The sequence below is a fragment of the Hyphomonas sp. genome, from assembly GCF_041398385.1.
Lineage (GTDB): Bacteria > Pseudomonadota > Alphaproteobacteria > Caulobacterales > Hyphomonadaceae > Hyphomonas.
This window is the reverse complement of record NZ_JAWKUW010000004.1, coordinates 295,799-317,052: the sequence shown is the minus strand read 5'-3', so window position 1 is coordinate 317,052 and position 21,254 is coordinate 295,799. Positions and strand designations below refer to the sequence as shown.

The window sequence follows — 21,254 nt, the reverse complement described above, 5'->3', positions numbered from 1 at the left end:
GGATAGAAGGCTTCTGGCTAGTCTAGCGTCCGCCGGTAGCGGAACAGGGCAATGACCATAACGGCCGCCGTGAAGGCGCACAGGGCCAGCATCGGCACCTGTAGCTGTGCCAGCGTTGCATCTTTCAGCATGACGCCCCGCACGATCCTCAGGAAATGCGTCAGTGGCAGGACTTCGCCGATATTCTGCGCCCAGTCCGGCATGCCGCGGAAGGGAAACATGAATCCGGAGAGCAGGATCGACGGCAGGAAAAAGAAGAAGGTGAGCTGCATCGCCTGCATCTGGGTGCGCGCGATGGTCGAGAAGGTGAACCCGAGCGCCAGGTTCGCGATGACGAAGATCGTCACTCCGAGCAGCAGGATCCAGACCTGGCCGACAAAAGGAACATCGAAGATGACCCGTGCGGCCATCAGGATCACGCCGGTTTCAATCGCTCCGACCAGGACATAAGGCAGGATCTTGCCGAGCATCATTTCGCCGGGCAGCACAGGCATCGCCAACAGGTTTTCCAGCGTGCCCTGTTCGGTTTCACGTGTCATCGCCATCGCCGTGATCATGACGAGTGTCATGGTCAGGATCACGCCCAGCAATCCCGGCACGATATTGTAACTGGTCTTGGCTTCCGGGTTGTACATCGGGTGCACGACAAGATCGAAGGGAGCGGGGCCGGCGTTCAGGTTTGCCAGAGGGCCTTTCAGGTCATGACGCAGGGCCAGCGTCAGGATCGCCTGAGCCTGTCCGACGGCGTTGGAGGATGCTGCCGGGTCTGAAGCGTCTGCTTCGATCAGGATCTGCGGCTGGTCGCCCCGAACCAGGTCGCGCGTGAACCCGGCCGGGATCGTGACCACAAACGACACCTCGCCCCGCGCAAGAAGATCGCCCGACTTGCGGGGGTCCGATTCCAGCATCACGAAATCATAATATTCGGACGAGGTGAGTGCAGACACCAGTGTACGTACGATCGGCGTTTGTTCCTCGACGATGAGGGCCGCTGGCAGGTGCCTGGGGTTCATGTTGATGGCGAAACCGAACAGGACGAGCTGCACAATAGGGATGCCGCCGAGCATGGCAAATGTCAGCCGGTCACGCCGCATCTGCACGGTTTCCTTCATGAAGACCGCCCAGATGCGCCGCAGGGAATTGAGAAGGGAGGTCATTCGTATTGCCTCGCATCTCCACCGGCCTCTGCCATCAGCGCGATGAATGCGTCTTCAAGGTTAGGGCGGACTTCTTCCCAGGTGACATCCGGCGAACTGTTCTGTGCAAGGACGCTTCGGATCAGGTCGACATTCCGGCCGCTGACATGCAGCGCCGACCCGAAATACGCGACGGAGCCAAGGCCCTCGACGCTCTTCAGCTTATGTGCGAGGCGGCGCACGCCATCACCTTCGCCCCGGAAGGTAATGAGATCAGACTGGTCGATGACTTCGGCTACCGTGCCTTCGACGATCTTGTGTCCATGTGCGAGATAAACGATCCGGTCACACCGTTCGGCTTCGTCCATGTAGTGCGTGGACACGAGCACGGTCATGCCGGCAAGCGAAAGGTCGTGGATTTCGTCCCAGAAATCGCGGCGCGCCTGTGGATCTACACCGGCCGTCGGTTCATCGAGCAGGAGGAGCTTTGGATTGTGGATGGTGACGGCGGCGAGCGCGAGGCGCTGCTTCCAGCCTCCCGACAGCGCACCGGACAACTGTTTCTGCCGGTGTGCGAGGCCAAGTTTTTCCAGCGCTTCGTCGACCGTTCGCTTCATGTTGGGCAAGCCATAGAGGCGGGCCACAAATTCAAGGTTTTCGCGGATCGTCATGTCCGACCAGAAGGAATACTTCTGGGTCATGTAGCCTGTTTCGGCCTTGATGCGGGCGGCTTCCCGCTGGATGTCGTAGCCGAGGCACTGCCCTTGTCCGGCCGTGACTTTCAGCAGTCCACAGATCATGCGGATCGTGGTGGTCTTGCCGGATCCGTTCGGCCCCAGGAAGCCCCAGACTTCGCCACGCGGCATCTGGATGTCCACGCCGTCTACGGCGGTTTTCGTGCCAAACTTCTTGACGAGGCCGCGAACGTCGATGGCGAGGTCGGATGACATCACCATTCCACTTCGACAGGGAGGCCGGGGTGCAGGCCCGAATCCCCGGGCACCTGCGCTTCGACCATGAACACCAGTTTTTCGCGCGAGTGGCGCGAATAGATCACGGGCGGAGCGTATTCGGCATCGTGTGCGATGAAGGTGACGCTGACCGAAACGGGCTGGCTCAGCCCGTCCGCGATCAGCCGTACCGTCTTGCCCTTGCTGAATTGCGGCAGTTCGGACTGGGAGACAAAGAAGCGGGCTTTCAGGCCGTCATCCGGCAAGAGTGAAAGCACCGGCGCGCCTGGAGAAACGAACTCCCCCGGCCGGAAGAAGATCTCCTCGATGCGGCCACTCTTAGGGGACAGGACCGACCTTTCATTGAGGCGGTACGCGGCCGCCGTCTGAGCGGCCTCGGCAGAGCGGGTTGCTTCATCGGCTGCCTGACGGGTCGCGGGCCGGGCGGGCAGGGCGGCGACTTTCAGATCCTGCTGGGCTGCATCAACGGCGGCTTTTGCCTGCTCAAAAGCGGCCTCAACAGCATCTTTCTCTGCCTTTGGAGCAAAGCCCTGGTCAACTAATGGGACAATCCGGTCGCGGTCGGCGGTCGCCTTTTCCAGTCGGGCTTTGGCCTCGGCGAGCCGCGCCTGGAGCGCCCGTATTTCCGGATCCCGCGCGCCGGTGCTGAGATTGTCGGCTTCAGCAACGGTGCGTTTCAGGCGGGCTTCGGCTTCGCTCAGCGCGGCTTGTTCCGCCGTGTTGTCCAACAGGAACAGGAAATCGCCGGCGGCAACCGTGCTGCCTTCTTCGACGGGCTGTTCAATGATGCGGCCGGCTGCGGGGGCTGAAACATAGGTCCATTCCGCCTCAATATAGCCGAGGTGGACGCTGGCGTCCTGGCGTGCGCATCCGCTCAGGGGCAGCAGGAAAATCAGGGTAAGAACAAGGTACTTCATGCGGGCCTCAGGGCTTTCAGCATCAGCTGGCCGTGGATTCGGAACAGGGTTTCAAGATCGACTTCCGCTTCGCCACGCCGGTTGAAGACTGCCTGCCAGACGGCGGACAGGATCAGCGGTGCGATGACGAGACGGGCGGTCAGCGTGGGGTTTTCGACCTCGATTTCCCCGGCCGATTTTGCGCGCTCAAGCAGCGCGGTGACCATGGCGAGCACCTGTTCGATCAGGTCTTTCCGGTACCGGCTCACGAGGTCGGGAAATGTGTGGCTGTCGCCCACCAGCACTTTTAACAGGCGCGGCAGGTCCGTATGGCGGACCAGCATGGGGGCGAATGTCTGAAACCCATTCAGGGCTTCCTCGACGCTGGAGGCGCCATTCATGATCTGGCGCATGTGCTGCAGGTTGGGCATCGCAAGCGACTCGATCAGCGCCTCGAACAGCGCCACCTTGGAGTCGAAATAGAGGTAGAGCGCGCCCTTGGAGAGTTTCGCGCGCTTCGCGATGTCGCTCATCCGCGTGGCGGCAAATCCCTTTTCAAAGAACTCGTCCAGCGCAGCCGATAGCAGCGCCTGCCGGCGGACATCCTTCGCTTCGTCGCTTCTGGCTCTGAGCATCGCACGGAACAATAAATAACTGACCAGTCAGTTATTAAGGTTGATCCGGAGGGGGAGTCAAGCCGTGGCTGGCGCAGATTTGCGGCGGCGGGAGGCTGGAAACCTGTAAGCTAAGCTAAAGGGTTGGTTTCGGGTCGATATGGGGAGCTTGTTAGTGCCTTGAAATATAATGCTAAAGAATCTCCGACTTTCTCGGGGCCGTTGCTCCTATCCATTGCGGGGCAGGTTGTGTGCATTAGAACTAAACCCAGATAGGCGGTGCGGCCCAGACACGAGACCGCAGGCAGAGGTTCCATGACGACGGCACAACTGAATATGATCGACGCCCCAAATAGCGTCCCGGTGCGTCCGGCTCAGCTCCGTCCGGACGTCCCGCATGCTTATATCGGCGGCGACATCGATGTCGTGACGGCCGCGCAGCTGTTGGCGACCATGCCGGAGCTGAAAGTGCTGGATGTCAGGACCCCGGTGGAACACGGCGAGGGCCGCATTCGGGGAGATCTGAACCTGGACTTCTACGCTGACGAATTCGCAGACCAGTTGGCCGGGCTGGACCGCGAAGCGTATTACCTCATTTACTGCCGCTGTGGCGGGCGGAGCGGCATGACGATCTCATTCATGCGCGACCTGGGCTTCCGGCACCTGATCCACATGCCTGCAGGGATCGAGGGCTGGGTTGCTGCGGGACTGCCGATTCAATCTGACCGCTGAGGATGCGGGAAGCGGCCGGCTGAAGCCGTTTAAATGCGTCGTAATTTTAACGGTGTTTTTCCTTTAGAAGCGGTGCTCGCTACGCTAAGGTGTTCTTCGAAACCACCCATAATGGTGGAGGGAGATGCCCGTGCGCCTGCTGGATCGTCTGGATGAGACAGCTGCCAACGACGAAAGCATGTTTCGCCGCTTTCTGGCCAAGGAAGATGCCGAGCGCATTCGCAAGCTTTGCAACCTCGCTAAGGCGGCGCCCTCGCTCGAAGACTATCTCAAAAAGGGCCTTTATATCGGCTGGACCCGCGATGACATGCGGACCTGGGAGTTGAAGGATCAGCTGACGCCGCTAATGCAGGCAATCTATGATGCGCAGCATGCGGACGATGCAGCTGCACTTGAGGACGAGATCGATAGGGCTTGGGGCCCATTTAACCAGCATCGTATGAAGATACTGGTTCATTGCCTTTGAGAAGGATCAGGCCGCCGGTTCGCCGCAATCGCAAAACAGCTGGTAGAGCGTACCGATGATCGCCCGGACTTCCGTGCTGGAAAGCGCATAGAACACTGACTGGCCTTCGCGGCGCGTTGCCACCAGGCGTTCGCGACGCAGAATGGCAAGGTGCTGGGACAATGCGGATTGTCCCAGCGGAATGATATCGAGCAATTCAGATACCGACCGTTCCCCGTGAGCCAACTGGCAAAGGATCAGCAACCGCGTTTCATTCGCCATTGACTTCAGGAGAATGGTCGCGTTCGCAGCGTTGGCCTGCATATCTTCGAATGAGATCGCAGGTTGAAGGTCAGTTGCGCAAGCAGATTTCATGTTTTTCCCGTTAAGCGGCCCCGCAGCCCGCGAATCCGTCCTTGTCCATCTTTGCTTCATAGGACGGTCCTACATCGGTTCCTGGCGTGAGGGTCGCTTTGGCACTTGCCCAATCCTCAGGCTTGATAATGACCATCCAGCCCGCATCATACGGATCCTGGTTGGCAATGTTCGGTTTTGAGACAAGTGCTTCGTTAACCTCGGCGATTTCTCCGGCTGCGACGGACTTTGCGGGCCCGACCCATTTTCCGGACTCGATCGTTGCACAAGACTTGCCAGACTGAACCGCCCGGCCGGCTTTTTTGGGTGTGAAGGCAACGATCTCGCCTGCGAGCGCCGTTGCGACCGTCGTCATCCCGAGTTTGACGGTGCCGTCGCCAACTTCGCGGAACCAGATATGGTTCTCCACGTCATAGAGAAGGTCGTCCGGAAGATTGCATCCGCGAACTACTGGCATGTGTTTCCCTTTCTCAAACCGTCCCGAAGGTTCTTGATCATGACTCGAGGATTTCGCTGTCTGTTTGTCTCAGTGGGCGTGAGGAACAACAGAACTCACCGAGTTGGGCAGACTGGCATTTTCCCGAAATAAACAAACTCAGATGTTGCACGAGCCGGCGCATGGTTGCAACAGCGCGCGACAATTCGCCCGGGTCTGCGGCAGCTTGGGCGACGTTGAAATTATAAACGGCTTCCCGGCACGTTTCACGGCAGGCATTGAAGCTTGGATCGCCCTTTGCGCCTTGTGCATGAAGCGCCAGCAGTCGGAAGCCTTCCCGCTTGTCTTGGGTCGGCGTCTTGTCGTTTGCGACCAGCCAGTTTTCAAGCACGGCCTCGCCAAGGCGCATCAGGACATCTGCGTCTTCCCGGGTTCCGGTGTTCGCTGCTGCCATGGCATCCAGCTGCGCGTCGATGGCTGCAAAGGTCGTCATACGATCCGCTTGTCCCTCAGCATGCCCATGGGTTTCGATACGTTTTCGTGCACGCCAACCTTGCGGGGGCTGAGGCCCAGGGCGATGCCGAGAAGCTGGGTGAAGTAGAGGATCTTCACATTGGTTTTGACGCCAAGCGTTTTCTCTGCCCGGATCTGGTGCATTTCGAGGCCGGTATGGCAGGTCGGGCACTCAGTCGCGATGACATCGGCGCCCGACTCCTCAGCAGCCTGAAGAATATTCAGGACCAGGCGAGTCGATGTGTCGCTGTCGGAGAGGGTGTGGGCGCCGCCGCAGCAGGCAGTTTTCAGCGCGAAGTCGACATTGTCCGCGCCAGCCGCTTCGAGGATGTCATCCATAAAGTGCGGGGCAGACGTGGACTCAGTGCCCGGACCCTTGTCCTTCTCAGGGAAGATGTGGCGTGGGCGCGTGTACATGCAGCCATAATAGTTTGCGATTTTCAGGCCGCTCAGGGAATTCTTCACGCGGCTCTTGATGCCTTCTTCGCCGATCGCCCCCTTGATCCAGTCGAGTGCGTGGATCGTTTCGACCTGGCCCGCCTTGTAGGTTTCGTGACCTGCCTTGCTCGACAGTCGTTCGGTCACTTCCTTCGACCCTTCATCGTGGGTCAGGTCGTATTCGGCCTTTTTGAGATTGTGATAGCAACCATTGCAGGGCGCCATGACCACGTCGTGGCCCATTTCGTTTGCGGCAATCGACATCACGCGGGACGAGAGATAGGTCTGGATCTTGGGGTCGATATTCTTGACCTCCATGGCGCCGCAGCAGTTCCAGTTCTTCACTTCCTCCAGCCCCAGGCCCAGTGCCTTGCCCACCGCCTTGGTCGAGGTATTGTAGGCCGTGCCCGTACCTTCAAGCGCGCAGCCGGGATAGTAGGCGATGAGGTTGTACTTATTACGATCCGTCATCTGATGTGTCCTATTCTGCGGGCTGGGCCGGGTGTGCGTCTAGGCCAAGTGCCTTGCGACGCGCGGCTTCCTGTTCTTCGACATATTCTTCAATGGCATGGCGTGCCCGGTCCCACCCTTGCGTGCGGGGATGGAACAGCGTTGCAAAGCCCATTCTCATCAGCATGCGGATCGGGAAACCGAGAATAAGCTGCTTTCCCATCTGGATGACCCAGCTCTGGAAGGGGCTCTGTCCGGTCCGGCGGAAGAAGCCGAGCAGGACCGCGCCATCCTCGATTTTGCCGGTGTGGATCACCTGCGAGCTAAAGATGTCGTCAAACACCGTGGAGGGGGATTCCGGCGTGTAGCCTTTCAGCTCCAGCCAATGGGCCGTGGCCTTCATCACGCCTTCGGGGACAACGTCGCGCGGGCAGGCCGATGTACATTTGTTGCACGACACGCACTGCCAGATGATGTCCTTGTCGCGCACCAGTTCGGCTTCGAAACCCATACGGATCAGGTAGATCCATTGACGGGGATTGAAGTCCGGATTGAGCGCGTTGACGGTACACGCATTGGTGCAGGATCCGCACTGCCAGCAGCGATGGATGTACTCGCCGCCGGGCAGGGCCGCGATCTCTTCCTGCAGGTCTTCATTATAGTCCTGCACGACACGGGACTTGATGAACGTACTCCAGTCGCCGGAGACGTCGACGCCATCGATCGTCAGATTGTCGTGTGTGGAGAGGTTTTCCGGCCTGATCAGGCTCTTTTCGTGGATGGGCATGGTCAGGCCTCGTCGGACGAAGTTGAATCAAGTGAGATGAGTGCGCTTACGGGGTTCGAAATGTCGCCTTTGGTGCGGACGCCATCCAGGCCGAGCAGACGACGGACGTGCTGCGTCGGGTCTTCCGCACTGGAGAAGTCGGCCCGCAAATAGCTCCCGCCTTGCGCCGAGATGTATTCGGCGTAGATCTGAGCACAGATCAGATCGACATATTGGAGGGTGTCTCTGAAGATCCCATTCGATGCGAGGAACTGGGACATCTCCTCGCGCAGCATGACGAACGTTGCATACGTGTCGGGAACCTTCAGCGTGACGCGGTCAATGTCACCATGCCAGATCTCGCGCAGGACGCCGGTGTTGGCGCGAACGTCCCAAATCCAGCGGCACATCAATGGGTAACGCTCAGGATTGAATGCGTGGAGGAGTTCGGCGGCGAGGTCACGCACCCAGCGATGCTTCGAATCTTGCGGGAAATGTCCGCAGAATGCAGCCAGGCGGCTATCGACCGTTGCAGGGTCATGCTTGCCGCCCACCAGTTCGAGGCAGGCTCCGACGAGCGCGGGGTAGTCTTCAGCATTCAGGTGGTCTACCACACGTCGGCGCACGGTCGGCATCAGCGACGTGATCTTGGCGAACTGGTCCATTGCCGGCCCTTGCGGACCAGCGCGGTCAAACACCTGATGAATGATCATGGCCCGCAGCTTCAGCGCTTCGACGAACGCTTCAATGCCGGCAACCTGTTCACACCCCGCGACGACTCGCTCAAGCGCCTCCGTCAGAACCGGCCCGCTGAGTTCGAGGCTGGGTCTGACATCAAGGGGACGATTGGGCGCAGTCAGAATCATATTCCTATTCCGCTGCCGTCAGGCTTGCGCCGGCATGCATCATTCCGAGGACGGACATGGCGGCCGACTGCCCCTGAGCGATGGAATCGTCGATTGTTTCCGGCCCAATGGCCGCGCCGGCGACAAATACGCCGGGGCGAGAGGTTGCACCCGCGACGCCATAGGCGTTTTCACGCTTCAGGAAGCCCCAATGGTGCAGGTCGATCCCGAACGTACTTCCGATCAGGAAGTTGTCGACATTCGGGTCCATCCCGATGGCGTGAACGACCATGTCGAACGGGATTGTAATTGGGCGTTTGACCAGCGTGTCTTCGCCCTTGACGATGACCTTGTCGCCATCAGACGTGACTTCGGCGATCCGGGCCTTGATGTATTTGACTTTGTGTTCTTCCTGGGAGTCCCAGTAGAACTCTTCGTACAGACCAAACGTCCGGATATCCATGTAATAGATGTAGACGTGGCAATCGGGCAGTTCCTCACGGATCTCCATGGCCATGTTGGCGGAAACCGTGCAGCAGACTTTCGAGCACCATTCGCGGCCGATCTGGCGGTCACGCGACCCGACGCAGAGCAGGATCGCTACGCGCTTCGGCTTTTCTCCATTGGAAGGTCGGCGAACGCCCTTGCCCGACGAAATCATCTGCTCGACCTGAGATGTGGTCACAACGTCCGGGAACAGACCAAATCCCCATTCCGGCTTGTTAATGGAATCGAAGTGCGTGAAGCCGGTGCAGAGGATCGTGGCAGCGGACTTCACTTCCGCGCCGTTCGAAAGCTTGGCCGTAAAGTCACCGGGGCTGCCGTCAAAGCTCTTAACGGTCGTGCCGAGCAGCGTCTTGATCGACGGGTTATCCTGCACGCGCTTGACCATGCCGCCGATCGCGTCCTTGGCCCATTCGCCGGACGGAACCAGTTTCGCATAGCCGGAATGAATCGGCGCGCCGCCGAGAATGTCGGTCTTTTCGACCAGTGTTACCGGAACGCCGGCCGAGGCCAGGGAATGTGCTGCTGCAAGGCCGGCAGGACCGCCGCCAACGACAAGAACCTCTTTTGTCATTATTGATTTCCAATCTGCTTGTAGCCGGGGCCGCCCGTAATCATGCGGCGGGGATCGTAAAGGTTTTCGCGCTCACCGCCCGCCTGGATCTGCTTGAGATAGTCTTCGAACTCGCGCTTCTTTTCCTGCCAGTCGATGTTGAGTTTCTCGAACAGCTTTTCGGTTGCCGAAGCGTGCCAGTGGGACTGGACGATCTTGTACGGATGGGCGCCGCACATCAGGGCTGCGAACTGGGCATCTGCCAGGATGGGAAGGTTGTAGTCCTTGCCTTCGGCCTTGCCGATCCACTGGTTCTTGTCGAGCGTGGTGATGCAGCCCGTGTCGTGACCGATCATAACGTCGGCTTTCGCTTCCTCGACGGCGACCTTGATCTTGCGATCGATCGCAAAGGAGCGGGTGAATTCACGCTCGGAAATGATGTGACGGAAACCGAAGCCGCAGCAGTCATACCAGGTCTTGTAATCGATCACCTGTGCGCCGAGCGATTCCATGATGCCGGTTGATACTGCAACGCGCTCACCGTCCAGCACGTCGTCATCGTAGATCACGTCCTGCGGGACCATCTTGTAGACGTGGCAAGCCGGGTGGATCGTTGCGCGAATGTTCGAGCAATCGATCACCTGACGCTCAGCAATCCGCTTACGCATCACGTGCACCCATTCGGAATAGTGCACGACTTCTTCCGGGATCAGAAGTTTGCCATCGACGAGACGGCCGAGCTTGCCGAGAATTTTCTTCACGCGCTCACGCAGCGTTGCCGAGGTCAGCAGATAGCCGCGGACTTCCTTATAGTTGCCGAACGAGGTGCCGCAGTGGACGAGCGGATAGTAGTAGCCTTCCGGCAGGCCTTCGGCTTTCGCCGAAACATAAGCCTGATGGAAATTGCGCAGGAACACTGCGGCAAGGCTTTCCAGGTTGCCGATACCAGACCCGTGATAGTTCCAGGCTGTGCAGGACGTCTGGTCCGTTTCGTCGAGATAACGGATGTCCATCTGGTTCATCAGCCAGAGGAGGGATGCGGGATAGCCCGGAATGTTGCCGCACTGGCCGCAGGATTTGTGGTGCCAGAGCTGGTTGGTCGGGATCTTCTTTTCCCAGCCGTACAGCGTCTTCGCGATTTCGGGCTCGTGCTGTTCGGTGACGCGGTGGACGACGATCTCGCCCTCCTTCTCCAGCTGCCACATGATATCGCGGACGTCTTCGACGCGATCCTTGTTGGTGAGCATGGAGCGTTTGTTGATTTTCTGTTCAACCCACGCCGTCGCTGTCATTGCATCCTCAGGGCTGAGGTTCGCGTCGCGCCATTCTGAGCCGTGGCCGGTGAATCGTTCGCCGGAGCCGTTGCCAGGATCGTTCGCCATGTTGTTCTCCTTCGCTTTTCGGTCCGACTGGTCTCAGTCGTCGTCTTGTTCGTCGAGGAAGTCTGCCCAGTCCTCGCGCTTCTCATCCATGATGTCGGAAATCACGTCGAACAGGTTTTCGTCGATGGTTTCCAGCTGATCGAGCACGCCGGTGTCTTCCCAGATCGTGTACAACTCCACCGATGTCTTGAGGTTCACCTCCCACGCCGTCTTGGTCGTGTTCAGCGTGGGCATCGGGATGGCATTGCGCAGCAGTTGAAGCGGCGCGTCGATCTTCGAGATATTCGGCCCCCAGTCGGCGAAGCCATCCGGGTTGATCATGTCAGGCGAAAGCTGGTTGCCGGTCGACACCAGCTTCAGCATCACGCGGGAGAAGGGACGAAGCACGTTCTTGGCGGATTCCATGCCGTGCTTGATCGCGGTTTCGCGCATCAGCATGACGAGACCGCCGGGTGAGTTGCCGAACGGACAGCGCGCGGCGCAGGTGTAGCACTGAGCGCAGGCCCAGATCTTTTCCTGCATTGCGTCGTAGATGCCTTCGAGATTCTCCGTCCAGAGAAGCTGGACGATCTCGCGCGGGCTGAAGTCATAATAGTGGGCTGCGGGGCAGGTTGCTGTGCAGATGCCGCAATTCAGGCAGCCGTTGAGTTCGTGATCATATCGAAGGTCCGCCTGAATATCGGCGAAGACCTCTTCAAGCATTTCGCGCGATACGGGCGCCTGATCAGAGACCGGGTCGCCTATGTATGTCTGCACACGGGTTGCTGAAGAATGCATGTCGTCCTGACCTTTCCGGTTTCTGATCGTTCAGCGAAACGAAGATCAGTAGGTCATCACCTTCGTGTCACCTTCCATTACTTCTTCGATGAGGTATGCGCCGCCAACAATCCCCGAGCATTCCGGAATCAGGTCGTCCTCGGTCATGTCGAACAGGTCGAGATTGGGCGAGCAGCAATAGAATTTCGCGCCGGCTTCATGCGCGTCCTTGATGAAATCATAGACCGTCTTGGGCGAGCCCGGCTTCACCGTCAGCATTTCGGCGACACCCTTCTTCATCAGGCGGCCAGACGTCGCCGTGCAGATGACGTCGACTTCATAATCCATGGCCGCGGCCACGGTTGCCTGGAAAATGGGGGCGCCAAGCTCTTCCCCGTTGCGAGGATCGGTATTGGCCATAACGATGATAAGCTTCTCAGCCATAGATAGTTTCCTCCGCGCCCATCCTTGCCTTCCCTCGGAACGAGTGACCGGCAGGACCGAAAATAGATGGCGACTTATGCGCCTTTCTGGAAAAGTAGCATATTCTAATGCGCGTAAGCAAGCGAACTTCCGCGAATTCGATGACGGATTTTTTTTGGGGTGTTTGCCCCAGTGCTTGCTGCAACTGCTGCGCAAGGGGGGGGCGGAGTGTCTATTCCGTTTCCATCAGGCCGGTCACTTGCACCAGCCCCGTCATGATTGGAACCAGCGAATCTTCAATATGCCTGCTGACGGCCCGTGCCTGCGTGAGAGAATCGGCTGTGCCTTCCGGCGCCTCCTCGAATTCCATCACCAGATCTTCGGCGATCGCGAGTTTGAAGCCGGGGTGGAAGGCGAATCCGAACGCCGTATCGCCCATCTGGAATATCAGTGGCTCGCCCTGTTCCGTTTTCGCAAGGATCCTGGCGTATGATGGTGGGACGGGCCAGTCGCGCATATAGGTGGCATAAGGGAAGCGCTCGGGCAGATAGCCGTTCAGGGCCCCTTCGATGGTTCTGAGGCCTTCGCCTGTTCTCAGCTCAAGAGGTGTCGCGCGAGTGCTGCCGTCGGCAGCGAGCGCAAGGATCTGTGCGCCAAGACCGATGCCGATGATCAGCTTGTTTGACATGAGGCAATGCCGGGCGAGTTCGAGTTCCTTGTCGAGCGTCGGCACGTTCTGCTCACCGGCCGTGCCCCAGGGGCCGCCACCAAGCAGGACCAGCCCGTCTCCGACTTCACCGAGGGAGGGCACACGGGATCCGGCCGAAAAGGGGCGCACATACCGGAACCGGATCTGGCGCGCTTCCAGATGGTCTTCGATCAGCCCCAGATGATCGGACGATGTGTGCTGGATGATTGTAAGCGCCTTCAAGGAGCACCTTCCAGTTCAGCGACGGCGCTTTCGATTGCGTCCGCAAATGAGTCTGGCGCAATTGACAGTAGGCCCGCGGCGCCGGTCCCTGCAAAGAATTCCCTGATATGCTGGCGCATTGCCTCGATCCGAATGCCGCGCAGGCTGGACTCGAGATCCATCACGATCCGTGGAGGAGCGACGAAAAAGTCGCCCGTAAACAGGACTTCGCGGATCAGGCGGCTGGTGGCGCCTTCGACGCGCACATGGGCCGCAACAAGTCCCCCCGGCGTCGATACCTGGCCGGTATGAACCGATGCGTCGCGCGCAGGGTCGTTGATCTCGTAGACGAAGTCGTCCGTGCCGATTTCCGTCTGGAAGAGTTCATCCGCCCGAGCGGTTTCGGCATCGCTCATCACGTCTGGCGTCAGCGTGATCCCGAGGTCTTCCGAAAATGCCTGTGCCAGGGCCCGTTTAACTGCCGCCCAATCCGGCGCGGCACCCGTCAGTTCTTTGAGCGTGACGACCCGTTTGGAGGCATCGTCCAGCCCACGCTTTTCGAGCTTGGCGCGTGGAACGTTCAGGGCCGACAGCATGACCTGCGGATCGAGCTGTCCCAGAACAGTGCCCTGATAGATCATGATGTCACCGTCGAAGAAGCCGCCCGTGCCGCACAGCTTGCGGCCTTCGACCTCGATATCGTTGCGCGGACGGAAGCGGGCGGGGAAACCCAGCATCGAAAGGCCCCGCGCGGCCGCTTCGCAAACACGCTGCGTGATCTCGGCAAGGGATGCTGTTCCAAGCGCGCGCTTGTCGCAGACGAGCGCCCAGCCGAGCACGCCCTGGTTCATGAAGATGGTGCCGCCACCGGTAATCCGGCGGCCGACTTCAATCCCGTTCGCACGGCAATATTCCAGCTGGACTTCCTGGGCGACGGCTTGATGGCGGCCGACAAGCACGCAGGGCTCGAAGCTGATGAAGCGGAGTGTGTCCCCGATCTCACCAGCCGAGCGCGCGTCGATCATGGCCTGATCAAGCGAAATATTCGCCCTGCCGGACCGAAGCCCGGTATCGATCATCCGAAACGCAGCAGCCATGACTTACTCGGCAGGCGTATCGGCGTCGAGATAGTCGAATTCCTCGCCGTCGACATATTCCTCGCCCGGCTTTTCCATATCCAGCTGGTGGCGGATGCGGCGCAGGTCTGCGGCAGCCGGCTGGAAGGGATAGGAGGCGATGTTGGACGGCGGGCTGTCTCCATACGGACGGTCGCAGGCAGAGATGTCTTCGGCGACCTTGCCGGGGCAACCGCTCGTGCGGAAGGCGACGCCATTGTCGATGATCGTGTCGAGTTCGCCTTGCGGCAGACCGTAGTCGGCGACGCGCCCTTCCTCGTCGAATTTCATATGGTCAACCCGGACACCCTGATAGTCGATCAGGTAACGGGCCAGCTGCACCCGGCGCCACTGGTCTCGCGGCGTCGCGGGAAGGTGGTCCATGAGCGACCCCTTTTCCGGGTAGAAGCAGAACATGTGGCTATGGCCGCCCATATCCACCAGCTGCTGCACCAGGTTCAGGATTTCATGCTCGGTCTCGCCCATGCCGACGATGATATGGGCGCCAAATTTCTGCGGTCCGAAGATGTCCCGCGCGTCCAGCAGGATTTCCCAGTATTTCTTCCAGGAGTGCGGAGACTGAACGCCTTTGCCGCGAGTGCGGTCGAAGATCTCCGGCGTTGCGGCGTCGAGCGCCACGGTGAAGATGTCTGACCCCATGTCGCGCAGCCGCTGCACGTCTTCACGCGTCATCGTCGTCGGGTTCGACAGGATCGAAATCGGGATCGTGTCGGGGTCGACATGATCGGTCCAGGTCTTGAGGACGGTGAATGTATCCTCGTCCGAATTCGGATGCGTGATCATCGAAATGCACATCCGATGGAACGGGCTGTTCTCAGGATCGGCACCCACCCGCGCTGCAATCTCGGCCATTGGAACGGCAGGCCAGTCGACGCGAATGAAATTACGGTCGGCATAGTCGCGATCGGCTTCGCGGTGGCGGGCCAGGCCGCAATAGGCGCAGTTCGCGCGACAGCCCTCCGGATAGGTCAGGAGTAGGTTGAGACAGCGCGTGCACTCGCAGCGGTGCATCGATCCCGGCATAAGGCCCAGCGTGATCGCTGCGGCCGTCGACATCTGGACATATTCCGGCGACCGCATGTTCGGCGTCATGATGTTGTTGTTCGGAAGGTAGACTCCTTCCGGCCGGACGTTGTTGATCAGGACGCGTCCGCCGTTCTTCATCTCTTTCGGAATTGTGCCGGGTGCCCGTGGCGCCATCACGTCGAAGGGGTTGAAGTCACGCCCGGATTTGGATGCTCCGGGCTGGGCGGATTCAGGCTTCAAGCAGGTCATGGGTTTCCTCCCGGGTATCGTCAGTGTTCCAGTATTGGGGATAAGCGATCCAGCCGCTGCGCAGGGAATCGGGCGATGCCGCGCCGGCAGAGTGAGCCGCCAGCGCTGCGGCCCGGCGTTTCACGGCCCGCTGCAAGGATGCGCCGAAATGATCTTCGAGGTCTTCCGTGTACGTGTCAGCAGCGCTCGCGTCGCCGCCAATCCAGTCGGCTGCAGCGCCTCCCGCCATGCGGCCCGACGCGACCGCCGCGGAAATGCCGGCGCCCGTCACCGGATTGGTGAGGCCTGCAGCATCACCGGCGAGGAGAACGAGCGTATCGCCCAGAAATGCCACAGGGTTGATCATGCCACCCGCAGGAATGGCGCCGCCTGTGTGGCCGAGCCGCTCTTCTCCTATCCGCCCTTCCGCGGTGAGGCGCGCAAGGAGTGCCTCCAGCTCAGGCTTCAGGCAATCCTTGTGTTCCTGCGACACGCCGAGCCCGACGTTTGCGACCGCACCTTTAGGAAACAGCCAGCCATATCCGCCCGGCAGCCGTTCCGAGAGATAGATGTCAGTCGCGGTGTGCGCCTGCAGAAGCGGCACGGTCACCTGCCGGCTGGCGATGATGTCGGTGTTGACGTGACCTGTCGCTTTGCCGAGCAGGGAGTGAGGGCCATCGGCGCCGATCAGGACTTTTGCCGTCAGAGTTTCTCCGCTGAACAATTCCAAACGGCCATCGGGATGAATTGCCTTCACCGCGCAGTCCATGCGGATGTCGGCTCCGGCGTTGCGGGCGCCTTCGACGAGATGGGCATCAAACTGACAGCGGTCGATCATGGTGCCGGGAAATTCCGGCGTGACTTCTGCACCGCCCGCTTCGACAAAAGTATGCATTTCGGAAATCGCCTGGACCCTTGAAACCTGGGTCGCATCGCCTGCACTGATCAGGGCGGGAACGAACTCGGCGCACTGTACGGGAAATCCCGGTGCTTTTTTTCGGTCGAGCGCAACGACTTTGAGCCCGGCGCTTGCAGCAGCGCGCGCAGCCGAGGCCCCTGCGGGGCCCAGTCCGATCACCAGAACATCGATGCCGGGTTCAGGAGTCACGCTGCGCACGAAGCCTTTGCCCGTGTGGTTCCTCCGACACCATCTGAACCGATCTTGATGGAGCAGCAGGCATGTTCCTGATGATAGGGGCGACCAATCGCGTTCGAGACAGCGACGGCGCCATCAGCGGGGAAGGCGATGCCGTCGAGGCCGGCCATAACGGCATAGGCGTCGGTGATGCGCTTGTGCATGCCTGGCGGACGGGCGCAGCCGAGCAGCACCTGGCGGTCTGCGATCGTGTCGCGGGCAGCCATGAAGATGCGGCCGACGTCATGCTCGCTCGGCGTCGCGAATGTGCCGGGCTTTGCATAGAACGGCATGATCACCACCAGCACCAGCGAATGCACCGGGTAGCGCGCAATAATGTCGAGCGCATTCTGCTCGCCGAGCAGCTTCCCATAGTGCAGGCCGATGACGATGTGCGGGACGATTTCCATTTTTGTTGATGTCAGCGCTGCCAGCGTTGCCTCAAAATCCTCGACCGGGCGGTCGAGGTGGTAGACGTCGCGGATGGTTTCCTGCGCGCCGATCATGTCCATCATGGCTGTGTCGACACCAGCCGACTCCATGCTCTTCGCGAGTTTTTCATCGAGCAGTGCGGTGTGAATGGCGATTTTCAAGTGAGGAAAGTCACGCTTCAGGTTTTCGACGACGGGCAGGAACCGCTCATACCGGATCTCGTTGCGCTTGTTGGAGCCGCCCGACAGGAGGAAGCCCTGCAGGTTCTGCAACATGATGAGGTCACGAACTTTCTGGTCCAGCATTTCCGGGCTGGTTGCCGGGATCATGGGCTCAAGAATTTTCTTCTGGCAGTGGTCGCAATTCAGTGCGCAACCCGCTGCCGTGATCGAGAACGCCGGAAAGGAGTTCTTGCCGCAGCCTGAGAGTTCTTCCGTCTTGTATTCCTTGAAGGTTGGGCTGGAGAAGCGGATCGGCCGGGCCGTCACTTTTGCAGCGCGCGCTTCCATCTGCGCAACAAGCGCCTCGTCGAACTCTGCCTCCTGCAGCGTTTCGATAGCGGCCAATTGGTCCATCCAGCTCATTCGCTTCGTCTCCTCCGGTCCTCTGCAGCCAATTGGCCTTGAGGTTTGGTCTTTATGTTTCCCTGCAGCCTATGCGGCCAGGAAGGTTTCGGACAGCCGCTTCACCTCATCCCTTATTGGGCCTCGGTTTGACGTGTCGCACAAGGTAGTCGTCCATTCATCCTGCATCTCGTCTTCGTCGATAAGGTCGCAGGACATGATCCTAAGCCGCTCCTGTGCGGCTTCCGGCAAGGCGTCAGGCAAGGGCTGTCCGGACAGGCGGCCCCAAAGGCCAGCCCATGCACGGACCGTCGTCCAGGGATTATAACCGCCGCCGCCCAGAACGACCTGCACGGGGGCAAAGCCCCTGACCCTGTCAATCGCATCCCAGAAGGCAATGTTGGACAATGCCATTGAAGAGAGCGGGTCTCCGTCGAGGCAGTCGGCGCCGGCCACAATCACGACCGCCGCCGGCTTCGTTCGGGCGGCGATCTGTGCAACCGGTCCATCGATCAGGCGCAGGAATTCCGAATCGTTGATGCCGCGGGGCAGGGGGAAATTGTGCGCATTACGCGGACCGCTCCCGTCATTCATTCCCGAATGCGGCCAGCGGCCCTCTTCGTGAGTCGAGATCATCACGACGTCCGGATGGTCCGCGAAAGCCAGTTCGACCCCGTCGCCATGGTGCGCATCGATATCGACGTACAGCACCGGAGTGGCTCCCGCATCGATCAGGGTCTGAACCGCGAAGACAGGATCATTGAAGTAGCAGAAACCGCTCGCTGTATCGCGGCGCCCGTGGTGCGTACCGCCCGCCGGATGATAGGCGCATCCGTGAATCAGTGCTTCGCGAGCCGCGAGTATGGATCCCCCAACGGATGCGGACGCGCGCTCGAACACCCTTTCGAATATGGGGTTTTCCATGGTGCCGATCTTGTATCTTGTGCGGATCTCCGATGAGACCTGCCCCGACATCGACGCCTTCATCATGGCATCGATATAATCCGCATCATGAAAAGCCCGCAGCGTTTCGCGTGTTGCGGGCTCGCACTGGCGGACATGATCTTCGTCAAGCCATCCCAGCATTTCGCAGATATCAATGACGGCGGCCTGACGGTTGCCCGATAGCGGATGCAGGCGGCTCCAGCCGGGCTCTCGGAACACGCTGTGCGTGACGAATATCGCCATCGGGTCTCGCTCTGTCGCGCCCGTTACTGATCGCCCTGGAGCGAAGAAACGAGGATCATCTCTTGAGAGCATTAGAAAACTATAATAATGTGGTTTAATCAAGAGAGCCTCCGCGAACCGCGCAAGGGCCAGACAACTCGGGAGACGGCCTATGGCTGATAACGGCATTCAACCAGGCGCCATGGCGGAAAGTCTGGAAAACGCAAAATCCATGTCCATCATCGTAACGAAGGGAACGCTCGACTGGGCTTATCCTCCGTTCATCCTCGCAACCACCGCTGCGGCGATGGATGTGAAGGTGTCGATGTTCTTCACCTTCTATGGCCTCGGTCTGCTCAAGAAGAATCTCAATCTTCGTGTGTCGCCGCTCGGCAATGCTGCGATGGAGATGCCCATGATGGGCGGGCACATGCGCATGCCGAATATTGTCGGCATGCTGCCCGGCGTGACTGGCATGGCAACGTCCATGATGAAGGGCATGATCAAGAAGAAAGGCGTCGCCTCGATCGAGGAGCTGCGTGAAGCTGCTGCCCTGTCCGACGTCCAGATGATCGCATGCCAGATGACGATGGATCTGTTCGAATACAAGCAGTCCGACATGCTGGACGAAGTCGAGTATGGTGGCGCGGCGACCTACATGGAAAACGCGCTGAAATCGGACATCAACCTCTACATCTAACCATTTTCAATGCCCCGGGAGCCGGGGCAGCCAGAGGAGGACCAACATGGCTGATCAGTTGCTGGATGCCAAAGGACTGAACTGTCCCTTGCCGATCCTGAAAGCGAAGAAGGCGCTCACGGGGTTGCCGACCGGCGGCACGCTCGAAATACTCGCAACAGATCCGGGGTCGATCAAGGACTTCGAGGCATTCTGCCGGACAACGGGCAACGAGCTCGTTGAAAAGTCTGATGACGGAAAGATCTTCCGCTTCATCCTTCGCAAGGCCAGCTGACGGCCGCTATCGAAACCAACAATCAACGATAACAACGCCGCATCTTCAAAATCGGGACGAGCGGTGAAGGGAAGGTTCAAAATGGCGAAGACTCGGAAAGCGATCTTCACAAACAGTGTGGCGCTGGCCACGGTAATGGTTGGTGCAGCGCTGGCCGCTCAGGATGCTGCGGCAACCGAAGGCTATTTCCAGCATGGCTTCGGCGCCCGGCAGTCGGCTCTTGCCGGTGCGGGCGTTGCCGATTCCAGCGATGCAATGTCGCTCAGCCTCAATCCGGCAGGTCTTCTGGATGCAGGTAACGAAATGCAGCTTGGCATTTCGCTGTTCAATCCGGTTCGTTCGTTCACCGGTTCCGGCGGCCCTGGCTTCACGCCGAATGGCGAAGTGGAAAGCGGCTCGGAATACTTTCCGGTCCCGAACTTCGCCTATTCCCGCAGCCTCGGTGAGAAGTCCGCCTGGGGCGTGGCGTTGTACGGCAATGGCGGGATGAACACCTCTTATCCGAATATCGCCAACCCGGCCTGCGGTCCCGGCAGTGGCGTCTTCTGTGGCGGGAGCCTCGGTGTGAACCTCAACCAGATGTTCATTGCCGCTGGTTACGCGACCGAGCTGTCTGACAATTTCTCGGTTGGCATCTCGCCAATCTTCGCACTGCAGATGTTCGAAGCGAATGGCCTTGTCGCCTTTTCGGGTATTTCCTCGGACCCGACCCATCTTACCAACAACGAGAGCAGCTACTCGCATGGCTTCGGTGTGCGTGTCGGCGGGCAATGGGATGTGACGGACCAGTTTCGCGTGGGCGCTGCGTACCAGACCGAATTCGACATGTCCGAGTTCGACGATTATGCCGGCCTTTTCGCGGAGCAGGGCAAGTTTAACATTCCGTCGACCTGGAACTTGGGTGTCGCCTATGATGTCACCCCGGCCATGACGGTGATGTTCGACTATCGCCACATCGCCTATGAAGACGTGCCTTCGGTTTCCAACTCAACCATGGCGCCTTTTCCGCTTGGTGCGAACAACGGGGCTGGCTTCAGCTGGAAAGACGTCGATGCCTATAAGCTCGCGGCAGAATGGCAGACCAGTGAAGCCATGACCTGGCGAGCCGGCGTCGCAATCAACAACAATCCGATTGGTGGTAGCGACGTGACGCTGAACATCCTTGCGCCGGGTGTGCAGGAGCAGCATTACACCGCCGGCTTCACCTATGATCTCGATGAGTCGAACGGCCTTGATTTCGCGTTCATGTACTCGCCGGAATCGTCCGTATCCGGCATTGAGATCACACCGCAGGGCCCGAACCCCGGCCACACAATCGAACTGCAGATGCACCAGTTCCAGCTGACAGTTGGCTGGACCAAGCGCTTCTGACTTTTTCTGGCCGCTGCCGGCATTCCGGCGGCGGCCAGCTCCTTACAGGCCGCCTGTCTGACGCTGGCCCGCCTGAC

Annotated in this window: 25 protein-coding genes; 5 read left to right on the top strand and 20 right to left on the bottom strand. The window is 59.6% G+C overall.

Annotated features, from left to right (window positions below):
- Window positions 1-17: 17 nt before the first annotated feature.
- Genes R3C13_RS10570 through R3C13_RS10555 form a run of 4 tightly spaced genes read right to left on the bottom strand, consistent with a single transcriptional unit; the run spans window position 18 to window position 3,638 of the window.
- Window positions 18-1,157 (bottom strand): ABC transporter permease, encoded by a 1,140-nt coding sequence (locus R3C13_RS10570; protein ID WP_371310783.1) that lies wholly within the window; start codon window positions 1,155-1,157, stop codon window positions 18-20.
- Entirely contained in the window at window positions 1,154-2,086 is a 933-nt protein-coding gene (locus R3C13_RS10565) for an ABC transporter ATP-binding protein (protein WP_371310782.1), read from the bottom strand. The genes R3C13_RS10570 and R3C13_RS10565 overlap by 4 nt, the downstream gene beginning before the upstream one ends.
- Window positions 2,086-3,024: an HlyD family secretion protein gene (locus tag R3C13_RS10560; RefSeq protein ID WP_371310781.1), complete on the bottom strand. Its 939-nt coding sequence runs from the start codon at window positions 3,022-3,024 to the stop codon at window positions 2,086-2,088. Before R3C13_RS10560 ends, R3C13_RS10565 begins: the two co-directional genes overlap by 1 nt.
- A complete protein-coding gene (locus R3C13_RS10555; RefSeq protein ID WP_371310780.1) occupies window positions 3,021-3,638 on the bottom strand; it encodes a TetR/AcrR family transcriptional regulator in 618 nt (205 codons plus the stop codon). Before R3C13_RS10555 ends, R3C13_RS10560 begins: the two co-directional genes overlap by 4 nt.
- A gap of 294 nt (window positions 3,639-3,932) precedes the next feature.
- Here R3C13_RS10555 and R3C13_RS10550 point away from each other — a divergent pair, with 294 nt between their 5' ends.
- Together R3C13_RS10550 and R3C13_RS10545 are read left to right on the top strand one after the other, a co-directional pair.
- Window positions 3,933-4,349 carry a rhodanese-like domain-containing protein gene (locus tag R3C13_RS10550; protein WP_371310779.1) on the top strand — a complete coding sequence of 139 codons (417 nt, stop codon included), beginning with the start codon at window positions 3,933-3,935 and terminating at the stop codon, window positions 4,347-4,349.
- Between the two features lie 130 nt (window positions 4,350-4,479).
- Window positions 4,480-4,815 carry a hypothetical protein gene (locus tag R3C13_RS10545; RefSeq protein ID WP_371310778.1) on the top strand — a complete coding sequence of 112 codons (336 nt, stop codon included), beginning with the start codon at window positions 4,480-4,482 and terminating at the stop codon, window positions 4,813-4,815.
- Window positions 4,816-4,821: 6 nt separating this feature from the next.
- Here the strand turns inward: R3C13_RS10545 and R3C13_RS10540 are convergent, their stop codons facing one another.
- The 16 genes from R3C13_RS10540 to R3C13_RS10465 form a co-directional block, all read right to left on the bottom strand.
- The gene (locus R3C13_RS10540; RefSeq protein WP_371310777.1) at window positions 4,822-5,118 is read right to left on the bottom strand and encodes an ArsR/SmtB family transcription factor; all 297 of its coding nucleotides are present in this window, start codon (window positions 5,116-5,118) and stop codon (window positions 4,822-4,824) included.
- A gap of 61 nt (window positions 5,119-5,179) precedes the next feature.
- Entirely contained in the window at window positions 5,180-5,626 is a 447-nt protein-coding gene (locus R3C13_RS10535; RefSeq protein WP_371310776.1) for a glycine cleavage system protein H, read from the bottom strand.
- A gap of 37 nt (window positions 5,627-5,663) precedes the next feature.
- Window positions 5,664-6,098 carry a hypothetical protein gene (locus R3C13_RS10530; protein WP_371310775.1) on the bottom strand — a complete coding sequence of 145 codons (435 nt, stop codon included), beginning with the start codon at window positions 6,096-6,098 and terminating at the stop codon, window positions 5,664-5,666.
- Window positions 6,095-7,027, bottom strand: a complete 933-nt coding sequence (locus R3C13_RS10525; protein WP_371310774.1) for a CoB--CoM heterodisulfide reductase iron-sulfur subunit B family protein — start codon at window positions 7,025-7,027, stop codon at window positions 6,095-6,097. The genes R3C13_RS10530 and R3C13_RS10525 overlap by 4 nt, the downstream gene beginning before the upstream one ends.
- Before the next feature lie 10 nt (window positions 7,028-7,037).
- On the bottom strand, window positions 7,038-7,793 hold the full coding sequence (locus R3C13_RS10520; RefSeq protein WP_371310773.1) for a 4Fe-4S dicluster domain-containing protein: 756 nt from the start codon (window positions 7,791-7,793) through the stop codon (window positions 7,038-7,040).
- 2 nt (window positions 7,794-7,795) lie between these two features.
- On the bottom strand, window positions 7,796-8,638 hold the full coding sequence (locus tag R3C13_RS10515) for a hypothetical protein (RefSeq protein WP_371310772.1): 843 nt from the start codon (window positions 8,636-8,638) through the stop codon (window positions 7,796-7,798).
- A gap of 4 nt (window positions 8,639-8,642) precedes the next feature.
- Entirely contained in the window at window positions 8,643-9,695 is a 1,053-nt protein-coding gene (locus tag R3C13_RS10510) for an FAD-dependent oxidoreductase (RefSeq protein ID WP_371310771.1), read from the bottom strand.
- Complete coding sequence (locus tag R3C13_RS10505; protein WP_371310770.1) at window positions 9,695-11,056, bottom strand: heterodisulfide reductase-related iron-sulfur binding cluster; 1,362 nt, start codon at window positions 11,054-11,056, stop codon at window positions 9,695-9,697. Before R3C13_RS10505 ends, R3C13_RS10510 begins: the two co-directional genes overlap by 1 nt.
- 33 nt (window positions 11,057-11,089) lie before the next feature.
- The gene (locus R3C13_RS10500; RefSeq protein ID WP_371310834.1) at window positions 11,090-11,758 is read right to left on the bottom strand and encodes a 4Fe-4S dicluster domain-containing protein; all 669 of its coding nucleotides are present in this window, start codon (window positions 11,756-11,758) and stop codon (window positions 11,090-11,092) included.
- A 120-nt stretch (window positions 11,759-11,878) separates the two neighbouring features.
- Window positions 11,879-12,256 (bottom strand): DsrE/DsrF/DrsH-like family protein, encoded by a 378-nt coding sequence (locus R3C13_RS10495; RefSeq protein WP_371310769.1) that lies wholly within the window; start codon window positions 12,254-12,256, stop codon window positions 11,879-11,881.
- Window positions 12,257-12,467: 211 nt separating this feature from the next.
- A complete protein-coding gene (locus R3C13_RS10490; protein WP_371310768.1) occupies window positions 12,468-13,166 on the bottom strand; it encodes a hypothetical protein in 699 nt (232 codons plus the stop codon).
- On the bottom strand, window positions 13,163-14,242 hold the full coding sequence (locus tag R3C13_RS10485) for a biotin/lipoate A/B protein ligase family protein (protein ID WP_371310767.1): 1,080 nt from the start codon (window positions 14,240-14,242) through the stop codon (window positions 13,163-13,165). The genes R3C13_RS10490 and R3C13_RS10485 overlap by 4 nt, the downstream gene beginning before the upstream one ends.
- Before the next feature lie 3 nt (window positions 14,243-14,245).
- On the bottom strand, window positions 14,246-15,445 hold the full coding sequence (locus R3C13_RS10480; protein WP_371310833.1) for a radical SAM protein: 1,200 nt from the start codon (window positions 15,443-15,445) through the stop codon (window positions 14,246-14,248).
- 91 nt (window positions 15,446-15,536) lie between these two features.
- Complete coding sequence (locus R3C13_RS10475) at window positions 15,537-16,643, bottom strand: geranylgeranyl reductase family protein (protein ID WP_371310766.1); 1,107 nt, start codon at window positions 16,641-16,643, stop codon at window positions 15,537-15,539.
- The gene (locus R3C13_RS10470) at window positions 16,640-17,686 is read right to left on the bottom strand and encodes a radical SAM protein (protein WP_371310765.1); all 1,047 of its coding nucleotides are present in this window, start codon (window positions 17,684-17,686) and stop codon (window positions 16,640-16,642) included. The genes R3C13_RS10475 and R3C13_RS10470 overlap by 4 nt, the downstream gene beginning before the upstream one ends.
- A 69-nt stretch (window positions 17,687-17,755) precedes the next feature.
- Window positions 17,756-18,853: an acetoin utilization protein AcuC gene (locus tag R3C13_RS10465; protein ID WP_371310764.1), complete on the bottom strand. Its 1,098-nt coding sequence runs from the start codon at window positions 18,851-18,853 to the stop codon at window positions 17,756-17,758.
- 151 nt (window positions 18,854-19,004) lie between these two features.
- Between R3C13_RS10465 and R3C13_RS10460 the strand changes: the two genes are divergently transcribed.
- The 3 genes from R3C13_RS10460 to R3C13_RS10450 all read left to right on the top strand — a co-directional run bounded on the left by R3C13_RS10460 (window position 19,005) and on the right by R3C13_RS10450 (window position 21,177).
- On the top strand, window positions 19,005-19,532 hold the full coding sequence (locus R3C13_RS10460) for a DsrE/DsrF/DrsH-like family protein (protein ID WP_371310763.1): 528 nt from the start codon (window positions 19,005-19,007) through the stop codon (window positions 19,530-19,532).
- Window positions 19,533-19,578: 46 nt separating this feature from the next.
- Window positions 19,579-19,806 carry a sulfurtransferase TusA family protein gene (locus tag R3C13_RS10455; RefSeq protein WP_371310762.1) on the top strand — a complete coding sequence of 76 codons (228 nt, stop codon included), beginning with the start codon at window positions 19,579-19,581 and terminating at the stop codon, window positions 19,804-19,806.
- 81 nt (window positions 19,807-19,887) lie between these two features.
- A complete protein-coding gene (locus R3C13_RS10450; RefSeq protein ID WP_371310761.1) occupies window positions 19,888-21,177 on the top strand; it encodes an OmpP1/FadL family transporter in 1,290 nt (429 codons plus the stop codon).
- Window positions 21,178-21,254: the final 77 nt, after the last annotated feature.